Below are 24168 nucleotides of genomic sequence, written 5' to 3'. Positions count from 1 at the left end.
GGATTCAGTCTGACTGAACCGCTGCGGTCGCCGTGTGCGTTCCGTGATCCACTGGGAACGGCGTCGAGTTCGATCAGATCGGCGAGGGCGGGCCGGATTTATGTGCGATCCCGACAAGGTCTGACCCGTGATCATGCAGTACGACACCATCGAGAGCGAGCTAGAGGACGGCATCGCGACGGTAACGCTCGACAGACCCGAGTCGCTAAACGCATTCTCTCCGACGCTCAGAGGGGAGCTGGTCGACTGTCTCGAGGAGATCCGCTCGCTCGATCGGGACGAGTCCGAACCGAACGTCCGCGCGGTCGTTGTCGAGGGCGCCGGCAAGCAGGCGTTCAGCGTCGGTGCCGACGTCAACGCCGACGGCGATGCTCCCCAGCCCAACGTGAAGGAGTTCCGAGACGAACTCGTTCTCCCCCCGAATCTCCCGATGCCGGTCGTCGCCGAGATCGACGGCTACTGTCTGGGTGCCGGCCTCGAGTTCGCGATGGCCTGCGACTTTCGTCTCGCAACGCCGGAGAGCGAACTGGGCTTTCCCGAGTCGCGGCTCGGGATCCTTCCAGCCAACGGTGGCGTCCAGCGGCTCGTCTCGCAGGTCGGCTCGAGTCGCGCCAAGGAACTGGTGATGGCGGGTGAGCGCGTCTCCGCCGAACGGGCGGAGAGCGACGGATTCGTCGATTACGTTCACCCCCGCGCGGAAATCGACTCGTTCGTCCGAGAGTTCGTCGATCGGATCACGACCGGCGCGCCGCTCGCGATCCGCGCTGCGAAGGACGTTATCGATACGGGACTCAGTACCGATCTAGAGACGGCGATTCGGTACGAACACCGGGCGTCTCGTGCGCTTCGAGAGACGCGCGATCACGAAGAGGGGCAACGGGCGTTCCGAGAGGATCGAGAGCCTGAGTGGCAGTGGGAGTGAGGCGGTGACCTGGATCTCGGTACGAGGTCGAGATGACGTAACCGTACCTGCGACGCGTCAGTCGTCCTAACCCATTACGTCGAGGACGTATTCGGCGGTACCGCCCCGGACAACGTGGCTGTTCTGTCCGACGTCGAGTTCGTCAGCGACATCGTCGGCAACCGTCGAGACGGATCGGAACAGCTCCTCGGAGCTGATCCCCATCCGCGAGAGCATGTGAAGCAGGTCCTCCGTCGGCGTGTTCCCGACGCCTTCGAGTTCGTCGGGGAGGACGACGCCACCGCCGACTCCGCAGACCGACGTGTCGAACCGGTCGACGCCATGTTGCATCGCAACGAGCGTGTTCGCGAGGCTCATGCCATTGGTGTCGTGGAGGTGGAGGCCGCAGTCGAGATCGGGCCAACGCTCCCAGACGGCTGAGAGACTCTCTGAGACCTGTGCGGGATCAGCGAGCCCCATCGTGGTCGCAAGCGTGACTTCGTCGACGCCCGCTTCGACCATCGCGTCGACCACGGAGAGAGTCTGTTCCAGTGGGACGCGCCCCTCGTAGGGACAGTAGAAGCTGGTCGCCATCCCCGCCTCGACCGCGACGTCGGTCCCGTCCGCGAGGTCGACGATCCGCTCGATCTCCGCGATGCACTCCTCGCGGGTCGCGTTCTGGTTCTTCTCGCAGTAGGTTTCGCTCACTGCGAGGAGCGCATTGACCTTGTCTACTCCAGCCTCGAGGGCCCGCTCCATGCCGATAGAGTTGGGGACGAGCGCCCGGTAACTGACGTCCGACCGGCGATCGATTCGCTCGGCGACCTCCGCGGCGTCACGGAGATTCGGCACGGCGTCGGGGTGGGTGAACGACGTGAACTCGATCTCGTCGACGCCCGTCTCGGAAAGCCGATCGATCAGTTCGACCTTCGTCTCCGTCGGAACGAACTCATCCAAGCTCTGAAATCCGTCACGCGGCAACATCTCGACGATCCGGACATCCTCAGGAAGGTCATCCATTTAGATCACTCCACCCTCGGAGAGCCGCTCGTACTCCTCCTCATCGATCCCTACCTCCTCGAGGTACACCTCCTCGTTATGTTCGCCCGGGGACGGGCCGAGGTGGGACACCTCGCCCGGCGTCTCGGAGTACTTCGGCACAATGCCGTGGGTCTTCACCTCGCCGAGGTCCGGGTCCTCGACGGAGACGATATTGTCCCGCGCTTGGTAGTGCGCGTCCTCGAAGATATCGGCCATGTCGTAGATCGGTCCGACGATGGCGTCGGAGGCCTCCATCACCTCGATGACCTCGTCGGTCGGCCGCTCGCTGGTCCAGTCCTCGATGATCGCGTCGAGTTCCTCGACGTTGTCCAGCCGGTCGGCGTTCGTCTCGAAACGCGGATCGTCGATGAGGTCCTCGCGACCGATCGCCGCCATCACGTTCTCGAAGATCCGCTGTGACGACGCGGAGAGCGCGATATAGCCGTCCGCGGTCTCGTACATGTTTCGGGGCGCGGAGTTCTCCGATCGGTTGCCCGTGCGCTCGGAAACGTAGTCCATCGTATCGTAGGCCTCGACCTTGCCGATGAACAGACGAAACAGGGGTTCGTACAGACTCACGTCGACGACCTGTCCTTCGTTCCCCTCCGTCATCTCGCGGTCGAACACCGCGTACACCGCCGACTGGGCGGCGTACTGTCCCGCCGTGAGGTCGGCGAGCGGAATCGGCGGGAGTAGGGGATCGCTGTCCGGGAAGCCGTTACTGTGGGCCCACCCGGAGATACCCTCGGCGACGGATCCGAAGCCCGGCTTATCGGATTTCGGGCCGGTCTGGCCGTAGCCGGTGATGCGTACCATGACGATTCCCTCGTTGACTGCTTTCAGCTCCTCGTAACCGAGGTTCCACCGTTCCATGGTTCCTGAGCGGAAGTTCTCCAGGACGATGTCGGCGTCCTCGACCAGTTCGAGCGCCATCGCCTGACCCTCGTCCGACGACAGATTGAGCGTGACACAGCGCTGATTGCGACCCAGCGACTTCCACCACATCGACTCGCCGTCCTTGATCGGCTTCCACTCGCGGATCGGGTCCGTCTTCGTCGGATGTTCAACAGTGATGACGTCGGCGCCGAAGTCAGCCAGCGTCGAGGCGGCGAAGCCGCCGCTTATCATCGTCGTGAAGTCGACGACGCGAAGGCTACGTAACGGTCCTTGGGACATACGTACGAACAACAAGGGCAGCGGGATGTAATATAAGTTTGTTTCTCGAGGGTCCGGAGACGGACAGGCGAACCGATTGCGTCGCCGGAGAACGGCGTTCCGACACCGGCCGGTTTCCGAACACGGATGGAGTCAGTCCCGTTCCAGGCCGACATCGTAGGGTGGAACCTCCATTCGCCACCACTCGTCGGTTTCCCCTCCCGGAGCCAGCGGATGTAGGCGTGGTTCATGTCGAACGTCGTTCCACGTCGAATGCTTTCGAGTCGAGGGACGCGCCGCGGCGGGACGTTCCCGACATTGACCGACGGACCGAACTGGTAGACCAGCCAGGACCAGAACTTCGCGTACTCGAGAGAATCCATCGTCGGACTCCAGATCTCGAAGACGATGTTCTCGGGCCGACGGCCTCTGCGACCTCCAGCAACGCCTTCTGTCCCTCCCGATACGCGAGGTCGCGGCCGATGAGGTTCCGAACGACCATCCCCTCCCAGTAGATCGCCTCGCATCCGGCGTCAAGGAACCGTTCGAACCGCTCGATCGTCTCCTCGATTTTGACGCGGTCGAGCGAATACCGAGTCTCATTCTCGTGAACCACTTGGCACCGACCTCACCGACGACGTCAAATCCGCGCTCTCGGAGCGTCTCGACCTCCGATCGCATCTCGTCCACGGACGGGCGATCGACGTGCGTTTCGTACTCCACGACATCGATACTGGCCTCCTCAAGGCGGTCGAGAAATTCGCTGTCCGTCCCCTGCATGCGTGCGACCTCGCCGGGAGCGCCGCCGATCTGAACCCGGATGTCGTCTCTGATCACGTTGTCCGGGGCCCAACTGGCGGCGTCGAGCAGTTTCACGACATCGAGATACTCACCGTACCGTTCGAGGACCACCTCCGGAACGTTCACCTGGGCGTCACGACGCACAGGCCCTCATATCGCGGTTTTTCGGCACGTGACAGCTCTCGAGACCACCCAGGAATCTATCGCCCATGCCCGTGCTAACAATGAACATATATAAATTCGTTCTCCTCGATGTTCAGTTCGCGCCGAGCGGAGAGTTCAAGTCAGACGCTCAGACCCGCGGATGCTCCTCGACGACGCGCTCGGCAAGCTGCGCCGCAAGCCCGGTGTACCGCGTCGGGTCGGTTAACGACGCGACCTCCTCAGGCGTGAGGGCGTCCGTGACCCGATCGTCTTCGAGCAGCCGATCGACGAACTCGTCGTCCGAGTCGGCCGCCATCGCGTTCTCGTAGACGATCTCGTGGGCCGTCCCCCGCCCGACGTGGTCTGCGAGGGCCATCATCACGTTCTCCGAGGTCACGAAGGCGCCGTGGATCGAGAGGTTCTCGCACATCCGGTCCGCGTCGACCGTCAGCCCTTCGACGAGCTGGCGCGCGCTCTCCGCGCAGCGATCGGCGTAGCCGAAGGCCGTCGGAACGACCGCAAACTCGCCGTACCAGGTCGACGCCGAGCGCTCGTCGAGGGTGTCCATCAGTTCGAACATCGATCGGGCCTCGCTCCGGAGGAGCTGCGCGGCCATCGCGGTCTTCTCTGCACGCTTCGGGTTACGCTTGTGGGGCATCGTGCTGCTGCCGACTTCACCCTCGGAAACCGGGTCCCGGAGTTCGCGTATCTCCGGCCGGTTCAAGACGAGGACCTGCCTCGCGATTCGCGAGAGTGTGCTCGCGACCGCCGCAAGCGCGGTGACCACCCGCGCGATCCGATCCCTCGCGGCGTGCCAGCCGACCGTCGGAACCTCGAGTCCGAGTTCGTCGGCGAACGCGTCGGCGATCTCGAGGCCATCCGAACCGAACGTCGCGTACGTCCCGACCGCGCCGCCGAACTGACAGACGGTGATCGATTCCTGGATCGACTCGAGGTAATCGACCTGCCGGCGGTGCTCGTCCAGCCAGCTCGCCGCCTTCAGGCCGAACGTCGTCGGTACCGCGTGGACGTAGTGCGTCCGTCCAATCATCGGGGTGTCGGCGTGGGTCTCGACGTGATCGGCGAGGTGGAACTCGATCGCCCGGAGCCGCTCGAGCAGTTCGTCGAGTCCGTCTCGCACCTGCAGGACGGTCGTCGTGTCCATGACGTCCTGGCTGGTTGCGCCCCAGTGAACGTACTCGCCCTCATCGCCGATCATCGCCTGCCAGCCGCTGATAATCGACATCGCGAGGTGGCCCCGCTCGTCGAGGTAGCGTTCGACGACATCCATGTCGACGTGTTCAACCGACGCACGGTCGGTGAGCGTTTCCGCGACCTCCTCGGGGATCATGCCGACCGACGCCTCCGCCCGTGCGAGCGCCGCCTCGACCCGGACGAATCGGTCAACGTAGCTTTCGGTGCCGAAGATCTCCCGCATGGCCGGTGTACTGAACGTATCCGCGAACAGCGGACCCTGTACTTGTGACACCATAGCTAATAGCTCGTTTCGATCGACATAATCGTTCACCTCGAAACGAGCTACCGTTCTCATGATCGAGGCGGCGGCAGCGAAGCGTCGAGATCTCGATCGGGATTCGCGGCCACCAACGGCAGCCGTAGCGGCCGACTCGGGGCAACTTATTTACTCCGTGGCTGTGGAATAGCTGTATATGTGCGTCAATAGCACACGTACAGACGACGGAGCGAGTATTGAAATCCTCGACCCCCGAGGGGAAGTGAACTACGACGCGACGCCGATCGCGGAACGGCTCGACTCGCTCGAGGGGGCGACCGTCGGACTGCTCGACAACTCGAAGAGCAACGCGGATGTCTTCCTCGAAGCCGTCGGCGAGCAGCTCAAATCCGAGTACGGCGTCGATGAGGTCGTCTACCGACGGAAGGACAAGAGTCCGATCCCCGCCGACGCGATCGCCGACCAGCTGGTCTCGCAGTGCGACGCCGTGGTCAATGCCTACGGCGACTGCGGCTCGTGCACGTCGTGGTGCGTCTACGACAGCATCGACCTCGAAAAGAAGGGAACACCGGTCGCGACGATCAACAGCGACGAATTCATCAAGCTCGGCCAGTCAGAGGCCCAGTCGCTCAGCATGCCGGGCCTGCCGCTAGTCATGGTCTCGCACCCGATGGGCGACCTCGAGGAGCCGAAGGTCCTCGATCGGGCCGAGAACGCGCTCGAGGAGATCGTCGCCGTCCTCACCACCGACCGCGACGACCTCGAGGACGAGTACGCGGAGCGCTATTTGGCCGCCGACGAGGAACTGAGCGACGAGAGCCTCTACTGCCCGATCGACCTATGACGTTCGACTCAGAGACGATTTCGATCGACGACTTCGAGGACGTAAACGACTACCTCTACCGACGGGAGATGACCGACGGGCTCCCGGTCGTCCCGCCGACGGCTGAGCGTGTCGAACGGATGCTCGAAGGGACCTCGCGGGAGCCGGACGAGGAGCTGGGAACGATCCCGCCGAAGTATGGGGTCGCGACGGTCGAGAAGATCGCCATCAACGCCGTGATGGCCGGCTGCGAATCGGCGTACATGCCCGTTCTGATCGCGGCGGTCGAGGCGATGACCAAGGAGGAATTCAACCTCTACGGTGTCAACGCGACGACGCACCCGGTCGCGCCGATGCTCGTCGTCAACGGACCAATTGTCGAAGAGATCAACCTCAACTACGGCTACAACGTCTTCGGACAGGGCTACCGGGCGAACGCGACCATCGGACGCACCGTCCGTCTGCTCCTCGTCAACCTCGGCGGTGGGACGCCGGGGGATATGGACCGCGCCACGCACGGCCATCCCGGAAAGTACAGCTTCTGTATCGCCGAGAACGAAAAGAAGAACCCGTGGGACCCGCTCCACGTCCAGCGCGGATTCGGCGAGGACGAGAGCGCCGTGACAATCATGGGCGTCGAAGCTCCCCACGAGATCAATGACCACGTCAACGAAAAGCCGGCGGAGCTCCTGACGATCGCGGCGGACGTGTTCGCGACCGTCGGAAACAACAACTCCCACCACACGCACGGCGAGATCTGCATCGTGTTGGGTCCCGAGCACGCCGATACCATCGCCCGCAATGACTGGAGCCGGGAGGACGTTCAGTGGTTCCTCTACGACAACGCCCGAAACGAGCTCGAGACGCTCCGGACGGTCGGCACCACCGACAACTACACCTGGCACCACCGGTTCGAGGTGGAGAACGACGACGCGAGGATCCCGCTCGTCGAGACGCCGGAGGACGTCACTGTCGTCGTCGCCGGCGGCGCAGGCAAGCACTCGATGGCGCTGCACTCGTTCGGCGAGACGCGATCGGTTACCGTCGGCATCGATGAGGAGGTCTGACCGATGCTGCCGGATGGTGTGATCGATTTTCACGTTCATGCGGCCCCGTCGCTCTGGGAGCGAAAGCACGGGACGGTTGAGCTCGCGCGGCGGGCCGCTGAGTCCCACCTCGGCGGGTTCGTGCTGAAGAGCCACTTCTGGAACACTGCGCCGATGGCGCGGATGGCCGCCGAACAGGTTCCCAACGTCGACATCTACTCGGCGATCGCGTTGAACACGTTCGTCGGCGGCTTCAATCCCAGTGCGGTCAAATTGGCGATTGAGATGGGCGTCTCCGTCGTCTGGCTGCCGACTTTCAGCGCGGCCAACTACACCCCGGGACGACACTTCCCCTTCGAGGGGCAGGACCTCACCGCGCTCACCGATGACGGTGCACTCCGCGCCGACGCTCGCGCCGTGCTCGAGACGGTTGCCGACGCCGACCGTGACGTCGTGCTCGGGAACGGCCACCTCGGCCCCGACGAGACGTATGTCATCCTCGACGAACTCGAGGCGATGGGAGCCGAAGTGCCCTATCTCATCACGCACCCTGAATCAGCCTTTATGGACCTCTCCCGCAAGGATCAGGTCGCCTTCGCCGAGCGCGGCGCGTACCTCGAGAAGTGTTACCTTCCGGTGACGAAAGGCGACATCGACGTCGAGACGATGGCCACGACCGTCGACGCGGTCGGTGCCGGCCGCTGCGTCCTCTCGACGGACTACGGTCAGCCGTCGAATCTCTCGCCGCCGGAGGGACTGCTGGAGTTTGCCGAACGGCTCGTCGACGCCGGGCTGAGCGAAGACGAGATCGCGACGATGGCGCTCGAGACGCCGCGCGTCCTGCTGGAGCCGCGCTGAACGTCGGTGCGCTCGGGCTGAAACTTATTACTCTGTCTCTGATACACTGAAGTGGTATGTCAACCCAAATCAGAGATGGAGACACGGACATCGAAATCGTCGACTGCGACGCCCATCTGACCGAGAGCATCGAGGACGTTCTGCCGTACATCGACGACGTGGTCCCCGTCTATCCAGACACTCCACGTCTCGCTCCCGTCGGAGGGGACGGTGCGAACGGTGATCGTGACACTGTACCGGTCTTCGAGGCGATTCAGGACGACCGGCAGCGGTTTGCCGTCGGCGAGTCGGGCGGGACGGTACGGGCGCAGTCCGTGCTCTCGGAACAGTTCGATATTTCGTCGCCACCACTTCGGCAATGTCTCGAGATCGACATCGGCGTACGGGTCGAGGTCGTCGTAGCCGGCGGGCAGGTCCGCGGATCGCGGCGGGTCGTCGGTCATTTCTTCCCGGATCGCTCCTCGATATCGTAGTAGTCGTGCAGGCCAATCACGCGGTTGATCTCGTTGCGGGTCTCCGCGAACGTCTCCTTCTCGATGCCCGTCTCGCCCGTTTCGTGCAGGGACTCGTACAGCCGCTTGGTGTGGTGGGCCGCGAGCACCGTCGCCCCGATCGGGTAGGCCGCCATCGCAAAGCCCATGTCCTGGAGTTCAGCGACGGACGGACGCTCGTCTCTCGACAGGCGGTTCTCGAGCATCACGTACAGCATCGGTCCGTCGGCGCGTTCGGCGACATACCGCGCCTCCTCGCGGTCGGCCGGGAAGAGCAGCCCCATGTCCGCGCCGGCGTCGAAGTACGCGTTGATCTGTTCGACGGCGTCTTCCATCGTCTCGAACTCACGGCGCTGGTCGCGGGCGGCGTCCGACCGCGCGATGATCGTGATGTCCAAGTCGATCGCGGACTTGGCCTCGGCGGCTGCCCGAACTTTCTGTCGCATCTCCTCGGTGTCGATAATGTGCTTGCGCCCCTTCCGATCCTCCGTCGCGAAGTAGTGCATCCGCTTGGGATAGACCTGATCCTCGATATGGAGAGCGTCGATCCCGGCGTGGTCGTACTGCCGGATCGTCCGATGGGTGTGCGAGGGATTCCCGAATCCGGCGTCGCCGTCGACGATGAGCGGCAGGTCGGTCGCCGCCGTGATCTCCCCCGCTCGATCGCACATCTCGGTCATCGTCGTTAGCGGCTCCGAGAACGCGATCGACGAGCCGACGACGTACCCTCCGAGGTACAGTGCTTCGAAGCCGACGTTCTCGGCCAACTTCGCGGTCAGGGCGTCGAAGACGCCGGGAACGACTGTCAGTTCGTCTCGCTCGACGAGGTCCTGCATGGTCGCGGACATATCGTTGGACACCGCGAGCGTCGACTTATACTTTGCCACGGGCTCCCACGAGAAGATGCGACAAGGGTTTAGTAGCTCGTGTGAGATGTACGGTTGTCATGCGAGCAGTAGTCTGTACTGACTTCGAATCGTCAGAAGTGAAGGAAGTCGAAACGCCCGCGCCCGGTCCGGGTGAGGTTCTCATCGAGGTGTCGCGCGTCCAGCTCAGCGTCACAGAGTGCATGCTGTACCGCGGCACCGAGATCGCTCATCACGACGAGGTCGCTCGTCGCATTCGCGAGAGCAACGGCGGTGCACAGTTGTTCGGCCACGAGTTCTGCGGCCGAATCATGGCAGTCGGCGAGGGCGTCGACGCCTACGCGGAGAGCGATCGGGTCTACGCGCCCGGCAAACCTTACTGCGGTGAGTGTACCTACTGCCGGTCGAACCACCAGCACCTCTGCGACGACATCACCAGTCTCGGGTTCGACTGCCCCGGAGCGCTCGCGGAGTACGTGCGGATGCCCGTCGAACCGCTCTGTACGCTCCCCGATTCCGTCTCGGACGCGGAGGGCGCCGCGTTGCAGCCGATGGCCAGCTCGGTCCTCTGTACGCTCGACGCGGACGTGGAGCCAGGCGATACCGTCGTCGTCATCGGCGCCGGAGTCATGGGGTATCAGTGCGCGCTTCTGGCCGACCGGTTCGGTGCTGGAACGGTGTATACCGTCGACGTCCGCAACCGACCGCTGGAGCTTGCCGAGCAAAACGGCGTTAAGGCGATCGATGCGACGGAGACCGACGTCGTCGAGGCCGTCAACAAGGCCACCGACGGGATCGGTGCCGATGTCGTCTTCGAGGCGGTCGGCGGTGACCAGAGCCACGCCACCGAGGGCGGCGAGCCGATTGCACAGGCGTTCGAGGTGGTACGACGCGGCGGCACGGTGGTACAGGTGAGTCACATCGAGGGCGAGATCGACCTGTTGCCGCGGTACCTGCGATCGAAGTCGATCCGCTGGATCAATCCTCGGAAGGGCGTCGTTGCGATCCAACCCGGCACGGACACGGGGCGGCTGGCCGCCGACCTCGTCGCGGACGGCGAGGTCCCGATCGAGGACTACATCACCCACGAACTCGACGGCCTCGAGGAGTTCGAGACCGCGGTCGACATCACCCTCAACAAGGACGAGTACGACGCGCTCGGGCCGGCTCAGCTCGTCCTCGATTAGTCGAGCTTCGGGAGGAACAGACTGAGCACAGCTGCGACACCGGTCGCCCCCGAAAGTAACAGAAACGCTCGGTCGAAGTAGCCGATATCGGCGACGAACCCGACGACGGTCGCACTAGGCGCCCCGAACAGCAGGTGGCCGGTGCGCATGAGTCCGAGCCCGGATCCTTTTATCTCGGTCGGGAGCGCGTTCGCGATGAACGTCTGAGTCGTCGGCGTGAATCCGAGAAGACTGCTCAACAGTACCGTGAGCGCGACGAGCGGAATGAACCCCTCGACAACGAAAGCGCACTGAGTCCGATCGTTATCAGCGTGAGGATGCCCATCAGCGTCCGACGCGGTCCGAGCGTGTCGTGGCTGAGGCCCGACAGCGGACGGACGAGTAGTCCCAAGAAGAAGAAGCCGAACAACGTCGAGGCGGCTCCGGCGGAGAACCCCTTCGTCTCGATGAGGTAGGTGACGAAGAACGACGTGAACCCTTGCCACGTGAAGAAACCAAGGAACTGGATGGCAGTGGCGATCAGGACCGGCCCGAGGAGGATGCTCGAGAGGACGTACCGGAGCGACGGGCTGGATCCATCGGCGGTGGCCGCGTCTCCTCCGTCGCTGGCGCTGGTACCGTCTCCGTCGGATGCACGAAGCGATCCTGATGGAATCGCGTACCAGAGGAACAACCCCATACAGAGAAACAGCGGCGCGGTGAATCCCATCCCGGCCCGCCAAGAGAACCACGATGCGATCCCAACGGCCAGCGGCGGCAGCAGCGTGTTACCGACGTCTCCAGCCGCCATCGTGAGCGAGACGGCACGGCCGTCTCGCTTCGAGTAGACGTCCGTGAGGACCGTAAACCGGGTCGTGCCGTACAGCGCGGTCGCGAAGCCGAACAGCGCCGTCGCGGCGAAGAGGATCCGATAGTCCCACGCAAGCGCAACGAGGAAAATCGTTACAGCCGAGACGAGTGTACTCGCGGTCAGGACGATTCGGGCGCCGAGCCGATCTCCCAGAACGCCGCCTGGGGACTGGCCGAGCGCATAGGCGTACCAGAGGACGGAAATCAGGAGACTCGCCGTCGTCAGCGTGAGGTCGAACGCCTCCCGGAACAGCGGTAGCATCGCTGGAAAGATAATTCGAACCCCTATCGAGAGGAGCCATCCCCCGGCGACGCCGAGCAGGATCCACCCTCGTCCCCCTGACGCAGTTCGCGAAAAATCGTCTGTACGGTACCTAGACGGCCGCGAACCCAGGATCGACCGTACATGCTCAGAAGCGGGTCCCCCCGTCTCACGGACTCGATCGATGAATGCGGTATCACGGAACTCTCCATTCAGTAGTCGCGATCGAACGCCGGTTCCCGACCCTCGATGACGGCGTCGACGGCCTCCGTATGCTCCAGATCGTTCACGCACTTCCACTGAGCCTCGAGCGCGGCTTGGGTGTAGTCCTCGAAGCTTTGGTTCGTGTCGATAAGCTGTTTGGTGTTCTGCATGGCGAGCGCCGGTTTGTCGCGGAGTTCGTTTGCGAGGTCTCTGGCGCGCTCGACGACGTCGCCGTCGGTGGCGGTCTCGACGCTCAGACCGAGATCCTCGGCCTCGTCGGCATCGATGTCGCGACCGGTCAGAATGAGCTCCTTGGCCTTGCTCTCACCGACAAGTCGCGGTAACAGCCACGCGCCGCCGTCGCCGGGGACCAGACCGATGTTCACGAACTGCTGGCGGAGGAAGGCGGCGTCGTCCATGACCCGCATATCGCACGCGAGCGCGAAGTCACAACCGGCGCCGACCGCCGGCCCGTTGACCGCCGCGATCGTTGGCTTCTGTCCGAAGTAGAGGAGGCGATCGACGTTCTGTACCAGCCAGAGGTGTGATCCATACAGGTGTTTCTTCTCTCGATCCTCACGGCCGTCCATCGAGGTCACGTCGGCACCACTGCAGAACCCTCGGCCGTGTCCCGAGAGCAGGACGACGTACACGTCGTCGTCCGTCATTGCGTCCTGTAATGCCTCGTTGAGTTCCAGCAGTGTCTCCTCGTCGAAAGCGTTCATGATGGCAGGGCGGTCGATGAAGACCTCCGCACGGCCGTCTACGATATCGTAGTCGATCTTATTGTACGGCATTATCACACACGGGGATGGAAGTCCTTATAAAAATTGCCGTTCCGTTCGTCGAGACGGACGCGACTGCCTACGGTCGGCCGCCCGTTACAACCACGTCGCGATCGTCAGTCAGTGGTGGTCGCACCCCCGTTGACGTCCGGTTCGCGACGGTTGCAGTCGGTCAGTCGTCGGCCTGCAGTCGTTCGATCTTCTCCGCGGAGTAACCGGCGAGCTCTGCGAGCACCTCTTCCGTGTGCTCGCCGAGTTCGGGTGCGGGTTCGACCTCCGGACTCTCGCTCCCGGAGAACTTGATCGGCATCCCGGGAACGGGGATCTCGTCGCGACCTTCGCTTTGGTTCGGCACGTAGTTGAGCATCTCGCGGTGCTCGAGGTGGGGATCGTCGACGATTTCCTCGACCGTCTGGACCGGTGCACAGGGGATGTCCCGCTCAAGGAGCGTCTCGACGACCGCGTCTTTCTCTTTCCCCTCCATCCAGTCCTCAATCGCACCGTCGATCAGATCCATGTGCTGGGCGCGTTTGTACTTCGAGTCGAACCGATCATCCCCAACCATGTCCTCACGGCTGATAAGCTGCGCGAGGCTCTCCCACTGATGTTCGCTGATGCAGATGACAGCGACGTACCCGTCCTCGACCTCGTAGACGTTGTACGGGGAGATTGCGAGGCCAGAGTGTTTATTCCCCGTTCGCGGCGGCGCGTCGTTCTGGGAGACCCACGACGAAACCGGCGAGGCGAGCGTCGGATAGAGGCAGTCGAACATCCCCACTTCGACGTACTGGCCTTCACCGGTAAACACCCGTTCGAAGAGCGCGGCCACGACGCCGACGGCGAGGTGAATCCCGCCGAAGAAGTCGGCGATCGCCGGCCCAGCCTTGACCGGTTTCTGATCGGGGAAGCCGGTCGTGTGGATCGCGCCGCTCATCGCCTGAATAGTCAGGTCCATCGCGGGGTAGTCAGCGTACGGGCCGTCGTTGCCGTATCCAGATCCATGAGCATAGACGAGTTCAGGGTTCACCTCGCTCAGATCGTCGTAGCCCAGCCCGAGAGAGTCCATCGTCCCGGTCGAGTAGTTCTCAATGACGACATCGGCCTTCTCGGCCAGCCGATGGAGAGCCTCCTTTCCCTCTTCGGACTTGAAGTCGAGCGTTATATCGCGCTTGTTCGGATTGAGGTACTGGTACTGGGGGGGTTTGCCGTCTTCGGTACGCGTTCGGATGTTCTCGCCCCACGGCGGCTCGACCTTGATAACGTCAGCACCGAGGTAGGAGAGGATTGTTCCGCAATACGGCCCCTGGTAAATCTGACCGAGATCTAGTACTCTGACTCCACTAAGCGGTTGGTGCATACCTGGTATAGGCCGGTCCGGGGTCAAAAAAGTATCTACCCGATGCCCGGACGGGACTCAGTCAAGTCCGTACTTCTTCAGTTCGCTGGCGATCGCGTTCCGCTGGACCTCAACCGTCCCGCCGGCGATCTTCCACCCACGCACCCACCGGTAGAGGTACTCGATCGGCGAATCCTTCATGTAGCCGTTCGCACCGTGGATCTGCATTGCCTCGTCGACCACTTCCTGGCCGACCTCGTTGGCCTTCACTTTCGCCATCGAGGTCTCCAGTCGCGAGGGATCGCTCTCGCGGGCATTGGCGGCCGCACGGTAGATCAGTAGCCGGGCGGCATCGAGTTCCATTGCCATATCGGCTAACTTCCACTCGATCCCCTGGAAGTCGGCGACCGGCTGATCGAACTGTTCCCGGTTCTTCGCGTAGTCGAGGGCCTTGTCGAACGCATTGAGACCGCAGGCGACGCACATCATGGCGTTGTGGCACCGCTCGACGTTGAACTCGATCAGCAGCCGCTTGAATGCGTCTTTCTCGTGGACTAACACCTGGTCTTCGTAGACGGTGCAGTCATCGAAGTACAGCTGGTGCTGGACGTGGCCGGCCATGTTGACCGAGCCGTCGTCAAGTGTGAGGCCATCAGTGTCTTTGTCGACGACGATCGCACCGATGTTGTCGTCCGGGAACCGCGCGTAAACGAGGAATGCGTCGCACTGGGCCGCCTTGGTTACCCACATCTTGCTGCCGTTTAGGATAAGTTCGTCACTGTCGCGCTCGACACTCGTCTGCATGTTGCTAGCGTCGGATCCCGCCTCAGCTTCCGAAATCGCGACGGAGATGATTGAGTTCCCGTCGCAGACGGCCGGGAGGTACTTCTCCTTGAGATACTCGCTTCCCAGTTCCGCGATCGCCCGCGGCGGTCCCATTGATGATCGCGAGAGGATGTGTGCGGTGTCGGGGCAGACGCGTCCGACTGCCTCCTGCGCGGTGAGAACTTCGACGACTGAGTAGCCGCCGCCGCCGTACTCCATCGGCAAACCGATCCCGAGAAGGTCCTGTTCCGCCAGAATTTTCTGATTCTCGTACGGGAACTCGTCCTCCCAAGTGAACGCCTTCTCCGCGAATCGGTCTGTCGCGATGTCGTTTGCTGTCTGATATATCAACTTCTGTTCATCTGATCGCCGAAAGTCCATGTTCAGAAGGTCGGATGGATTCCATTTGAGTGTTTGGGTACCGCAACCTCCGGTTCACTCAAGATTCACCAGTCTGGATCCTTACTACGGGCGGAAGTATTTTTTCAGGGATGGCGTTCGAGGTATCGATGGATCAAGGTCGATATGACCCAAATGTGTGCAAATACCGAATATTAGCCGATAATATGACTGCTAGTTATCGTGCTGTGCGAACAATCCGTATCACCAAGTTTTGCTCTGCCGAAACACGGAACCGAATCGTACCAATGCTAATATCTGTCTCGTGTGAGGTTGAATCTGCAGACGTAGGTCACCCATTACATCCATATGAGCGTATAATTAGGCTAGAAGATCCGGTAGAGAATTTTACAGGCATACGGGTGTAATTGATAGTGAGATGTTGATTACACCCGTTTACACCGGTACGTTCGTATATCTAACTGACTAGTTGAATATTTGCTATTTATTTTTATAACTATATATATATATATATATGTAATTTTTGACAGAGCATTGAGCGCGATACTTTACAACAGTACGAATGTATATAATCAGTCCGAATAGACGATGTCCAGTTCCAGTTCATTCACCTTCGCGAGGAGGAGATCAGGGAACTCCTCCCGGATGAGGTCACCCTTGAACCGCTGGGCCGGGCCGGAGATCGTTAACGCACCGAGGAGCGAGCCATTGGGTTCCTGTACTGACGCTGCAACCGCGCTGATTCCCTTGTTGTGTTCCTCAAAGTTGAACGCAACACCGCGTTCACGGGTTGCCTCCAACTCCGCGAACAGTTCCTCCTCGTCGGTAATATTCTGGTCCGTCAATGCCTTTAGTCCGCGCTGGTCGACGATCTCCTGAATCTGCCAGTCCGGCAGTTCGGCGAGCATCGCCTTGCCGGCTGCAGTCACGTGAAGCGGAAACTGACTGCCGTACCGGGAGAACGTCTCAACGGCGAGGTCCCCCGTTTTAGTGTAGACGTACCGCCCGCGACCGTGTTCCAGGACAGTAAAGTGCGTCCGGCCACCCGACTCCTCGGCGAGGGCCTTCACGTGCTGTTCGGCCTTCTGATACCCGACCTTCCGCTGGCGAGCGTATTCCCCGACGTGGAGGAACTCAAGACTGGGATAGTAGACGCTTCCTTCGTCGATCACAAACCCGTTGTTCAGGAGCGTCTGCAGATGGTTATGTGCCGTACTCGGCGCAATGTCTAGTTCCTCCGCGAGTTCGGTTACTCGAGCCCCGTCCCGTTCTACGAGTTGTTGGATTATTCCGAGGCTGATTTCCACCGCCCTGATGTTCGAGTGATCGGATTCCATACCTGTTACCTACCGCTCTTACTATTTAAAGTTCGCCTCTGTAGAAACCACCCATACGAATCGTGTGCTTGCGAGGAAGTTCGTCGTCCGTATTGGAACAGAAGTGAGCGCCACCCACCGATTACCGGTTGGCAGCGCAATCAGAGAAGCCAAATCGGTCATCACCTGCAGCACCGAATCGAGGAAGAACTCATCGCTGTCCGACCCACGTCACTCGTCTCGAAACCGATCTGTCCGGAACGCGCCCCATTCGACGGCCGGTTTGACGTCCCTGACGAGATCGGTGGCAACCCCTCGTTTTCGAGACGGAGTCCAGTCACGTCCGCGTTCCGGACGGTCAACCCGGCGTGCCGTCCGGTGTCGCGAAGCGCGCTCGCGAACGCCCGGCCGTCGACCCGCACCGGGTCTTCATAGTGGACCGCGCGCTTGACCCGCGGAGATCTCCCTCGTACAATCCGCTTGCAGGCGTCCGTACTCCTCGGCCGACGTTCGGTTCGGGACTTCGCTCGCTCGAATGCATCGATTTCGCCCTCGTCGACGGCGACGGCCAATAGCCCCGAACGGGAGTAGCCGTGATCGTGCTCGTTAATCGCGTCCGCGAGTTTCGGGTAGTAGTCCGTTGCCTCGAGAGCGAACCGAAACCACGAGTCCGATTCCCCTCAGTTGGACGTCGGGGAAAGACGATCCCCACACCGGCGGCGGTAGCCGCTCCCTCGTCGTCGTGATCCAGCAGTACCGTCTTGGATCCGCTGCGGGACAGATGGTAGGCGATGGACGAATCGACGATTCCATCGCCGACGACGGCAGCGTCGTACGAAGACATCATAGTATCGGTGACCGACTATCAGATCCGGCAGATCGTGTGCATTTATATAACTGCCCACGAGTAGTACGGGTATGACTGAGAGCGAGAAGTGGCAATTATTGATCCCGGAACAGATCGCGAGCGAAGGACCGGAGTCGATCAGCGACATCGTGCTGTCAGTTGAAACGTACGACGACGAGACCATCGGCGACCAGCTCCCGGATGCCGACGCGATAATCCTCCGAGGGGTGGAACTCGACACCGACCTGATCGCTGACGCCGAGCGGCTGAAGGTCATCTCGAAGCACGGCGTCGGGCTGGACAGCATTGATATCGATGCCGCGAGCGACCGCGGGATCGTGGTCTGCAATACTCCGCAAGCGAACTCGCGGACGGTTGCGGAGCACGCGATCACGCTGATATTGACGATGCGGCGGAACCTCCTGCAAGCCGACCGCGCGGTCCGGGGTGGCAACTGGGACGCTCGGTCAGACTGGGATCGGTTCAGTCGGCAAACAATCACCGGTGACACGCTCGGTCTCTTCGGGTTCGGCAGTATCGCGCGCGAAGCAGCGGACCTGGCGGTCGGAATGGGAATGCGATGCATCGTGTACGATCCGTACGTCAGCGAGGACAAGCTACCGGCGGATGTCGAGAAGGCGAGCGAGAAACGTGCGCTGTTCGAGGCGGCCGACACGGTGAGTGTCCACGCCCCGCTCACCGATGAGACGCGGCGTGCCATCGGACGGGACGAGTTGCGGGAGATCGATTACATCGTCAACACAGCTCGAGGAGAGATTATCGATGAGTCGGCATTAGAGCGGGCGTTAGCGGAAGACGAGTTGATCGCCGCCGGGCTGGACGTGCTCCACGACGAACCGCCGGCGCCAGACGACCCGCTCCTCCAGCGGGATGACGTCATTCTGTCCCCTCACATGGGGACGCTATCGGTTGAGGCGACGCGACGAATGAGCGTGGGCGCTGCGGAGAACGTCCGGACGGTCTACGACGGCGGAGTCCCAGAGTCAACGGTGAACAAGGACGCGTTGTAACCGTAGCGTCGAATCACGTTTTCCGCGGTATCGCCAACTGTCACCGTCCATCGTATCATGTACTAGTATAAAATGATAAGAGGAGCGGTATTGTCTGTCACAGCTATGGTCCGTCAGAACACGGTTCGAGAAGTGATTACAGACGACGGTGTCGTCCTCGGCGCTCGTGCCTCCTCGTTTTCGCCGGCACTCGTCGAGATTTACGGTGATATCGGACTTGACTTCGTGTGGCTGGACTTCGAGCACTCCGGGTTCAGTCCGTGGGACGCCGATAAGATCACTCACCTGCAGCGAGCGGCGGAGCTGAGCGGGATCCAGCTGCTCATCCGTCTCCCGGACGAGGATCCGGCACTGATCCGAAAGGTCCTTGATACGGGCGTTCGAAACCTACTCATCCCGCGAATCGAAACCGCTGCGGAGGTCCGCCGCGCCGCCGAAGCGACGCGGTTTGTCTACGAGGGACGTCCTGGCAATCGGGGAATGGCCGGCCAACGGGCGAGCGGGTACGGAACGACAGAGGGGTACGCGCAACGCGAGGATGACACCGTCAACCTAGGCGCAATGATCGAAACCGAGGAAGCTGTCGATAATATTTCGGATATCCTTGATGTCCCGGAGCTCGGGTTCGCGTTTGTTGGCTCGAACGACCTCGCGACACAACTCGGGCACCCAAATGAATCTGATCACTTGGAGGTGACTGCGGCCATTGAAACAGTCGAAGCGGCGAGTCGAAGCGCGGGTGTCCCGCTTGGCGCCGTTGCCCACGCCGTCGACGATGCAAACCGGAAAATCAGCAACGGCTATCAGATTCTCCGTATCGGTGGTGAATTCGAATCGGCCAAAAGGACGCTCATGGATCGAATGGCCCAAATTGAATGAGTCATGACGGTCATTCCAAGGATCCTCAGACCGGATCGTACATCAGTCCGATCCGCGAACGGAGAACTCACTTGAACCACCTCGAAAACCCCGACCACTCCGGCGATTTATCTGTCTGTCCGGTCCGCTCCGATAGCATGCAATTATCGAACAACAAAGCGGTCCCTCAGTACCTCGATTGTTCATGATAACGATTGGAACGGCGAGTGCCGCCCCTGGTGAAGTTAGTACAGGACGGCTTGAGATAGGTGAGACTCGAGATGGACGGCCATTCGGCCTTCCCATTGCCGTTATCAACGGTGAAGCCTGGGCGATACGTTGTACATACAGGCGGCGAGCGACGGGGACGAATTGAACGGCGTCGGCGTCGTTCAGCGGGTGGTTCCCCGGCTCGATCCCGCGAAGATCTCAGGAGCAGTCCTCGTCATCGGAATCGTCAATTACCACGGCTTTCAGGTGGCAGAACACCGAAATCCGATCGATGATACGAAGACGAACAGGACGTATCCGGGGGTCCGTGACGGAACGTCGAGCGAGCGTATCACGGCCGAAACGTTTGATGTCGCGACGCAAGCCGACCTCGCGCTGGATCTTCACCAGACATCGACGAGCCGAATGATCGATGAGATTCGAGTACGGTGTGGCCGAAGACATCGGCTTTACGACTCCTGTCTCGAACTCGCGAAGGTTTTCGGCTGTGGCTATGTTCTCGATCAGAAGGGGCCGGATGGGCAGCTTGCTCGGATCACACCCAACGAAGGTATACCAACTGTTGATCCGGAACTCGGCGGCTGCGTCGGCTGGGATGAAAGTAGTATCCGCAAAGGCGTTACGGGGGTCTTCAACGTCCTACGGTACTACAACTTTCTGCAGGGGGACGTCGACATTAAAGACCAGACGAAGGCGACGGGATTCGATCACTACGGTACGCCTGCAGGTGGACTGATATCGTTCAAAAAGGAACTCGGCTCCGAGGTTACGTGCAGCGAGACGATATTCGAAGTGACGACGCCGTTCGGCGAGCCGAAAGCCGAAGTGACCGCCAACAACGACGGGATCTTCTGGCGGAGTCGACGCCTTCCGCAGGTTGCTACCGGCGAGTACGTTTGTTCCGTCGGTACTGGCATCACGACATACTAGCCGCGTGGAAACGTCGCAGCCGTTCGAAGGCGCTTATCGCTTTTCGAGCGGAACGAACTTGCGATTTTTTGGGCCGACATAGCGCGCTCGAGGTCGAATGAGCCGATTATCGTCGTACTGCTCAAGCACGTGAGCGATCCAGCCGCCGACACGAGAGATGGCGAAGATCGGCGTATACATGTCGATCGGGATTCCCATCTGATAGTACGTGGACGCAGAGTAGAAATCCACGTTGGGAGCTAACCCCTTCTCTTCGGCCAAATATTGCTCGATAGCGGTACTCATCTCGTACCACTTTGTATCTCCGGCAGCCTTCCCGAGAGATTCAGATCGTTCGCTAAGGATTTTCGCGCGCGGATCCGTAACGGAGTAGACGCGGTGGCCGAAGCCGGGAATACGACGACCCTCGTCAATCGCAGTTTCGATCCATCCGAGCGGATCTGATCCGGAACGGTCGATATCTTCGAGCATCTCCATAACGTCCTGATTGGCACCCCCGTGTAGGCTTCCGCTCAAGGTGCCGATGGCGCTCGTGAGAGCTGCGCGGGGGTCGGCGAGCGTGCTCGCAGTAACCATTGCGGAGAACGTCGACGCGTTCAGACCGTGGTCGGCGTGGAGGACCAGCGCCTGATCGAACGTCTCGCTCACCACCTCATTGGGGACCTCGTTGTTGAGCATGTACAGGAAATTCTCCGCGTGTCCGAGGTCCTCTCGCGGCGGGACTAACTGGTCGCCGCGGCGAGCCCGTTCGAAGGCCGCGACGATCGTCGGCATTTTCGCCGTGATCCGTCGCCCTTTCCGTAGATTTCCCTCGCGATCAGTCATATCAGCGTCGGAGTCCGATTCCGAGAGTGCGGAGACGACCGTGCGCAAGGCGGCCATCGGTTCTTCGTCTGCGGCCGCGAGTGCTCGCGTTATCTCGAGGATAGTATCGTCGACCTCGCGATTGGCCGCCATCGCCTCGGTAAATTCGGCCAGCTCCGTTTGATCGGGGAGGGTACCGTACCAGAGCAGGTAAAGCACTTCCTCGTAGCTAGCGCCACGAGCGAGATCCTCGATGGCGTACCCTCGATAGCTCAACCGACCAGCGTCGCCGTCGATCGTGCTAAGTTGCGACTCCGAAACTACGACTCCCTCAAGACCACGTTTCACTACATCTACCATAGTGTGGTGTTTTCACATACTTCGAAAAAGGTTACTATTGGAGAGTTCGGTTCGCGATCCAATTTAGTAGAATAAACGCGATTGCCGTAGTCCACCATCAACCACGGTTATTATTCTTCGCATATTCCTATGTGGTAATGACTAACACAGTCTCTAACGGGACGGTACGGAAAACTGAACCTGGGAACTGTATTCGATATCTCGTCGTCGTACTGTTCCTTATCACCGTCTCTCCGAAACTACTACCAAGATTGATCGTGCAGACAGCGGGCGGACTCGGCGGAGATCAGTTCATTACTCTACTATCTATGCAGGGGAATCCGGCGGCACTGATAGGCGTTGCGGGATACATTCGGAAAGCTCAATCGGTCGTAGAGACCGAGCACGAACGCGTGCGTACGGAACGAGACGCGTTTTACGATTTCGCCGAGGAAGTGCGAGCGCTGAGCGTATCAGATGGTTCCTCGCAATCAAATCAAACGCTGCTGATGAAGGGAGGAACTGTCGGAACCAGAGTAAAATCCGTCCGAGATCGCTATCGAGAAACGGTGATAGTGGTCCCCCATTACGACGAGGACTATGGCGAACCTCTTCGCGAAAATATGGCTGCAGAGTTTAACCGAGACATCGCTACAGTTGTAGTAGACGATCAACCGTTTTCTCCGCAGTTGAAGCGATTACTGGTCCAGCAAGCACGCGCCGCTGCTCGGCGACGCGAGGAGTTGCTTCGAAGTCTCTCGCGGGAGCAAGAATCGTCAGCTGAGGCGTCCGAGCGACTGCAGGATATCGAGGATTCGTTCGACCAAAATTCTACATTAGAGTGGCAGTCTTTTTCGCAGTTATTCTCGTCTGATAAGACCCTACAAAGGACACTGTCTAGTTGAGCCAGTTTGAGAAACGAGCAGGTCGTTGAGTAAATTGGTTAAGATGCTCGCAGACCTGCTCAGCGAGAGCTATGCAGCGGATTTAGAAGAATCTTGGGAGAACGAGCGGACGGCGACGCCCGTCAGGGCGTTCGCCGTCCGCCTCCACGAAACTGGTTGTTCTCTTCGGGAGACAACAACTATTTTAGCCGAATTAGGCGTTGAACGCTCGCATGGAGCGGTCTGGAATTGGGTACATCGGCTGGCTGACAACGGTTGCGACTCGCCGACGGCGAAGCCGTCAAGGGTCGCGGTTGACGAGACCGCTGTCAAAATTGATGGCGAGTGGTCTTGGTTGTACGCTGCAATAGACCTCGAGACAAAGTTGATTCTCGACGTCGCACTGTTTGGTCGGCACGGCACCGATCCGGCGGCTGCGTTTCTGCATCAACTCAAAGAGAAACACGATCTTTCGGAGGCTACATTTCTCGTCGATCAATTCGGCTATCGGACTGCCCTCTCTCGGTTAGGACTGAGCGGTCAGGTCAACTATACCGAGCGAAACCTGATCGAAAAGTGGTTTCATACCCTCACAATGCGGATCGACCGCTTCCATAACTCGTGGGTGGGCAGTCGATCGAGCGTCTGCAAGTGGCTTGAACAATTTATGCACTACTATAACCGCCAGAGACCGCACCAAGCTCTCGATGGAAAGGCGCCGATTGAGGAGGTGCAGAACTAGACAGTGCCTCTCACTCGTTGGCTTTCAAAGACCTATATTTCGGTAGTCGGGAGAACGTTCAAGTACAAAATTCACGAACTCTGAAATATGGCGCATACTGATAGAACGCCACAGACGATGGATGATTTGTCCGGCTTCCAGCGGGACCTCCTGTTCGCCATTGCAGGGGAAGACCGACCGTCCGGCCAAGACGTAAAGGATGTTATCGACACCTACTACAGCAGCGAGATCAACCACGGGCGACTGTACCCGAATCTCGATACGCTGGTCGACATGGGTCTCGTCGAGAAAGGCCGTCTCGACCGACGGACGAACTACTACCAACTGACGGCTCGCGGCGAGCGCGCACTCGCGGCGCGACGAGAGTGGGAATCCCAACTGGTCGCAGGGGTGAGTGCGTAATGTCCGACGATATTCCAGATCCGGTTCGAACGGTGAGCGTCGAGAAAGCACATCTGCTGCACGAACAGGCGGCGTTCTCTGAAGACGAGTACGAGAACACGGACAACGAAATCGAAGCGGCGTATCACGAGACGCACGTCGAGTATACGCACGAGCGCATCGAACAGATCGAAGGCGATGGGCTTCGCGGTATCGACGTTCGAGAGTCCCGTGACGAGTTCAAAGACGAGTTCGATGAGTACGACGAGGAGTGCGTCGAAGGCGCGAAACTCGCGGCCAAGTGGGACACCGAGAAACAGATCCTCCGCGAGTATTTCGACGAGGGAGAGGACACGTTTGAGGTTGGCGAAGCGATGAACGTCATGGGCTACGAGGA

The 24168-nt window shown here is 60.5% G+C and carries 24 protein-coding genes and 4 pseudogenes; 12 read left to right on the top strand and 16 right to left on the bottom strand.

Translation table 11 applies throughout. The features are described from left to right. Positions 1–133 precede the first annotated feature (133 nt). Positions 134–922: an enoyl-CoA hydratase/isomerase family protein gene (locus tag C481_RS20410; RefSeq protein ID WP_006111269.1), complete on the top strand. Its 789-nt coding sequence runs from the start codon at positions 134–136 to the stop codon at positions 920–922. Positions 923–988: 66 nt separating this feature from the next. On the opposite strand, the gene C481_RS20405 is transcribed toward C481_RS20410, so the two are convergent. The 5 genes and pseudogenes from C481_RS20405 to C481_RS20385 all read right to left on the bottom strand — a co-directional run bounded on the left by C481_RS20405 (position 989) and on the right by C481_RS20385 (position 5534). Further along, positions 989–1921: a hydroxymethylglutaryl-CoA lyase gene (locus tag C481_RS20405; protein ID WP_006111268.1), complete on the bottom strand. Its 933-nt coding sequence runs from the start codon at positions 1919–1921 to the stop codon at positions 989–991. Further along, entirely contained in the window at positions 1922–3118 is a 1197-nt protein-coding gene (locus C481_RS20400) for a CaiB/BaiF CoA transferase family protein (RefSeq protein ID WP_006111267.1), read from the bottom strand. It lies immediately after the preceding gene. Further along, complete coding sequence (locus tag C481_RS23255; protein WP_161605643.1) at positions 3067–3480, bottom strand: phosphosulfolactate synthase; 414 nt, start codon at positions 3478–3480, stop codon at positions 3067–3069. The genes C481_RS20400 and C481_RS23255 overlap by 52 nt, the downstream gene beginning before the upstream one ends. A gap of 238 nt (positions 3481–3718) precedes the next feature. Next, positions 3719–4009: pseudogene (locus C481_RS23250) on the bottom strand (hypothetical protein); the annotation flags it as partial. Between the two features lie 181 nt (positions 4010–4190). Next, positions 4191–5534, bottom strand: coding sequence for a class-II fumarase/aspartase family protein (locus tag C481_RS20385; RefSeq protein ID WP_006111263.1), 1344 nt, complete (start codon positions 5532–5534; stop codon positions 4191–4193). A 178-nt stretch (positions 5535–5712) separates the two neighbouring features. On the opposite strand from C481_RS20385, the gene C481_RS20380 reads away from it, so the two are divergent. Genes C481_RS20380 through C481_RS20370 form a run of 3 tightly spaced genes read left to right on the top strand, consistent with a single transcriptional unit; the run spans position 5713 to position 8243 of the window. Beyond that, positions 5713–6360, top strand: a complete 648-nt coding sequence (locus C481_RS20380) for a UGSC family (seleno)protein (RefSeq protein WP_152422232.1) — start codon at positions 5713–5715, stop codon at positions 6358–6360. Beyond that, entirely contained in the window at positions 6357–7406 is a 1050-nt protein-coding gene (locus C481_RS20375; RefSeq protein ID WP_006111261.1) for a hypothetical protein, read from the top strand. The genes C481_RS20380 and C481_RS20375 overlap by 4 nt, the downstream gene beginning before the upstream one ends. A gap of 3 nt (positions 7407–7409) precedes the next feature. Next, complete coding sequence (locus C481_RS20370; RefSeq protein ID WP_006111259.1) at positions 7410–8243, top strand: DUF6282 family protein; 834 nt, start codon at positions 7410–7412, stop codon at positions 8241–8243. Between the two features lie 59 nt (positions 8244–8302). Here C481_RS20370 and C481_RS22015 read toward each other — a convergent pair whose 3' ends face one another. Both C481_RS22015 and C481_RS20360 read right to left on the bottom strand, forming a co-directional pair. Beyond that, positions 8303–8686 carry a hypothetical protein gene (locus C481_RS22015; RefSeq protein ID WP_006111257.1) on the bottom strand — a complete coding sequence of 128 codons (384 nt, stop codon included), beginning with the start codon at positions 8684–8686 and terminating at the stop codon, positions 8303–8305. Next, positions 8683–9582 (bottom strand): isocitrate lyase/PEP mutase family protein, encoded by a 900-nt coding sequence (locus tag C481_RS20360; RefSeq protein WP_049904817.1) that lies wholly within the window; start codon positions 9580–9582, stop codon positions 8683–8685. The genes C481_RS22015 and C481_RS20360 overlap by 4 nt, the downstream gene beginning before the upstream one ends. 98 nt (positions 9583–9680) lie before the next feature. Here C481_RS20360 and C481_RS20355 point away from each other — a divergent pair, with 98 nt between their 5' ends. Further along, positions 9681–10787, top strand: coding sequence for a zinc-dependent alcohol dehydrogenase (locus C481_RS20355; RefSeq protein WP_049904816.1), 1107 nt, complete (start codon positions 9681–9683; stop codon positions 10785–10787). Here C481_RS20355 and C481_RS22835 read toward each other — a convergent pair. The 8 genes and pseudogenes from C481_RS22835 to C481_RS23240 form a co-directional block, all read right to left on the bottom strand. Continuing rightward, positions 10784–11026: a hypothetical protein gene (locus C481_RS22835; protein WP_241434729.1), complete on the bottom strand. Its 243-nt coding sequence runs from the start codon at positions 11024–11026 to the stop codon at positions 10784–10786. The two genes, C481_RS20355 and C481_RS22835, sit on opposite strands and share 4 nt — an antisense overlap. After that, positions 11023–11898: an MFS transporter gene (locus C481_RS20350; protein WP_241434728.1), complete on the bottom strand. Its 876-nt coding sequence runs from the start codon at positions 11896–11898 to the stop codon at positions 11023–11025. The genes C481_RS22835 and C481_RS20350 overlap by 4 nt, the downstream gene beginning before the upstream one ends. A 212-nt stretch (positions 11899–12110) precedes the next feature. Next, positions 12111–12899 (bottom strand): enoyl-CoA hydratase/isomerase family protein, encoded by a 789-nt coding sequence (locus tag C481_RS20345; RefSeq protein ID WP_006111254.1) that lies wholly within the window; start codon positions 12897–12899, stop codon positions 12111–12113. A gap of 160 nt (positions 12900–13059) precedes the next feature. Beyond that, complete coding sequence (locus tag C481_RS20340) at positions 13060–14244, bottom strand: CaiB/BaiF CoA transferase family protein (protein ID WP_006111253.1); 1185 nt, start codon at positions 14242–14244, stop codon at positions 13060–13062. A gap of 57 nt (positions 14245–14301) precedes the next feature. Continuing rightward, positions 14302–15429: an acyl-CoA dehydrogenase family protein gene (locus tag C481_RS20335; RefSeq protein WP_006111251.1), complete on the bottom strand. Its 1128-nt coding sequence runs from the start codon at positions 15427–15429 to the stop codon at positions 14302–14304. A gap of 551 nt (positions 15430–15980) precedes the next feature. Next, a complete protein-coding gene (locus C481_RS20330; RefSeq protein ID WP_006111250.1) occupies positions 15981–16745 on the bottom strand; it encodes an IclR family transcriptional regulator in 765 nt (254 codons plus the stop codon). Between the two features lie 161 nt (positions 16746–16906). Continuing rightward, positions 16907–17380, bottom strand: a pseudogene (locus C481_RS23245) (FAD-dependent oxidoreductase); the annotation flags it as partial. A gap of 44 nt (positions 17381–17424) precedes the next feature. Beyond that, positions 17425–17568, bottom strand: a pseudogene (locus C481_RS23240) (NAD(P)/FAD-dependent oxidoreductase); the annotation flags it as partial. Positions 17569–17642: 74 nt separating this feature from the next. Between C481_RS23240 and C481_RS20320 the strand changes: the two are divergent. The 3 genes and pseudogenes from C481_RS20320 (at position 17643) to C481_RS20310 (ending at position 20621) form a co-directional block, all read left to right on the top strand. Continuing rightward, complete coding sequence (locus C481_RS20320; protein WP_006111248.1) at positions 17643–18602, top strand: hydroxyacid dehydrogenase; 960 nt, start codon at positions 17643–17645, stop codon at positions 18600–18602. Positions 18603–18707: 105 nt separating this feature from the next. Beyond that, entirely contained in the window at positions 18708–19481 is a 774-nt protein-coding gene (locus tag C481_RS20315; protein ID WP_006111247.1) for an HpcH/HpaI aldolase family protein, read from the top strand. Between the two features lie 184 nt (positions 19482–19665). Then, positions 19666–20621 (top strand): annotated as a pseudogene (locus C481_RS20310) (succinylglutamate desuccinylase/aspartoacylase family protein). Positions 20622–20654: 33 nt separating this feature from the next. Here C481_RS20310 and citZ read toward each other — a convergent pair. Continuing rightward, positions 20655–21785 (bottom strand): citrate synthase, encoded by a 1131-nt coding sequence (citZ, locus tag C481_RS20305; RefSeq protein ID WP_006111244.1) that lies wholly within the window; start codon positions 21783–21785, stop codon positions 20655–20657. Positions 21786–21922: 137 nt separating this feature from the next. Here citZ and C481_RS20300 point away from each other — a divergent pair, with 137 nt between their 5' ends. From C481_RS20300 to C481_RS20285, 4 genes are all read left to right on the top strand, one after another. Beyond that, positions 21923–22669 carry a DUF7260 family protein gene (locus C481_RS20300; protein ID WP_152422230.1) on the top strand — a complete coding sequence of 249 codons (747 nt, stop codon included), beginning with the start codon at positions 21923–21925 and terminating at the stop codon, positions 22667–22669. A 43-nt stretch (positions 22670–22712) separates the two neighbouring features. After that, positions 22713–23390: an IS6 family transposase gene (locus tag C481_RS20295; RefSeq protein WP_006111241.1), complete on the top strand. Its 678-nt coding sequence runs from the start codon at positions 22713–22715 to the stop codon at positions 23388–23390. A 117-nt stretch (positions 23391–23507) separates the two neighbouring features. Beyond that, positions 23508–23792: a PadR family transcriptional regulator gene (locus C481_RS20290; protein ID WP_006111240.1), complete on the top strand. Its 285-nt coding sequence runs from the start codon at positions 23508–23510 to the stop codon at positions 23790–23792. Further along, on the top strand, positions 23792–24168 hold a 377-nt coding region (locus C481_RS20285), incomplete at its 3' end, for a hypothetical protein (protein WP_006111239.1). The genes C481_RS20290 and C481_RS20285, both read left to right, overlap by 1 nt.

The organism is Natrialba asiatica DSM 12278, from assembly GCF_000337555.1.
Lineage (GTDB): Archaea > Halobacteriota > Halobacteria > Halobacteriales > Natrialbaceae > Natrialba > Natrialba asiatica.
This window is presented reverse-complemented; position numbering and strand designations above follow the sequence as displayed.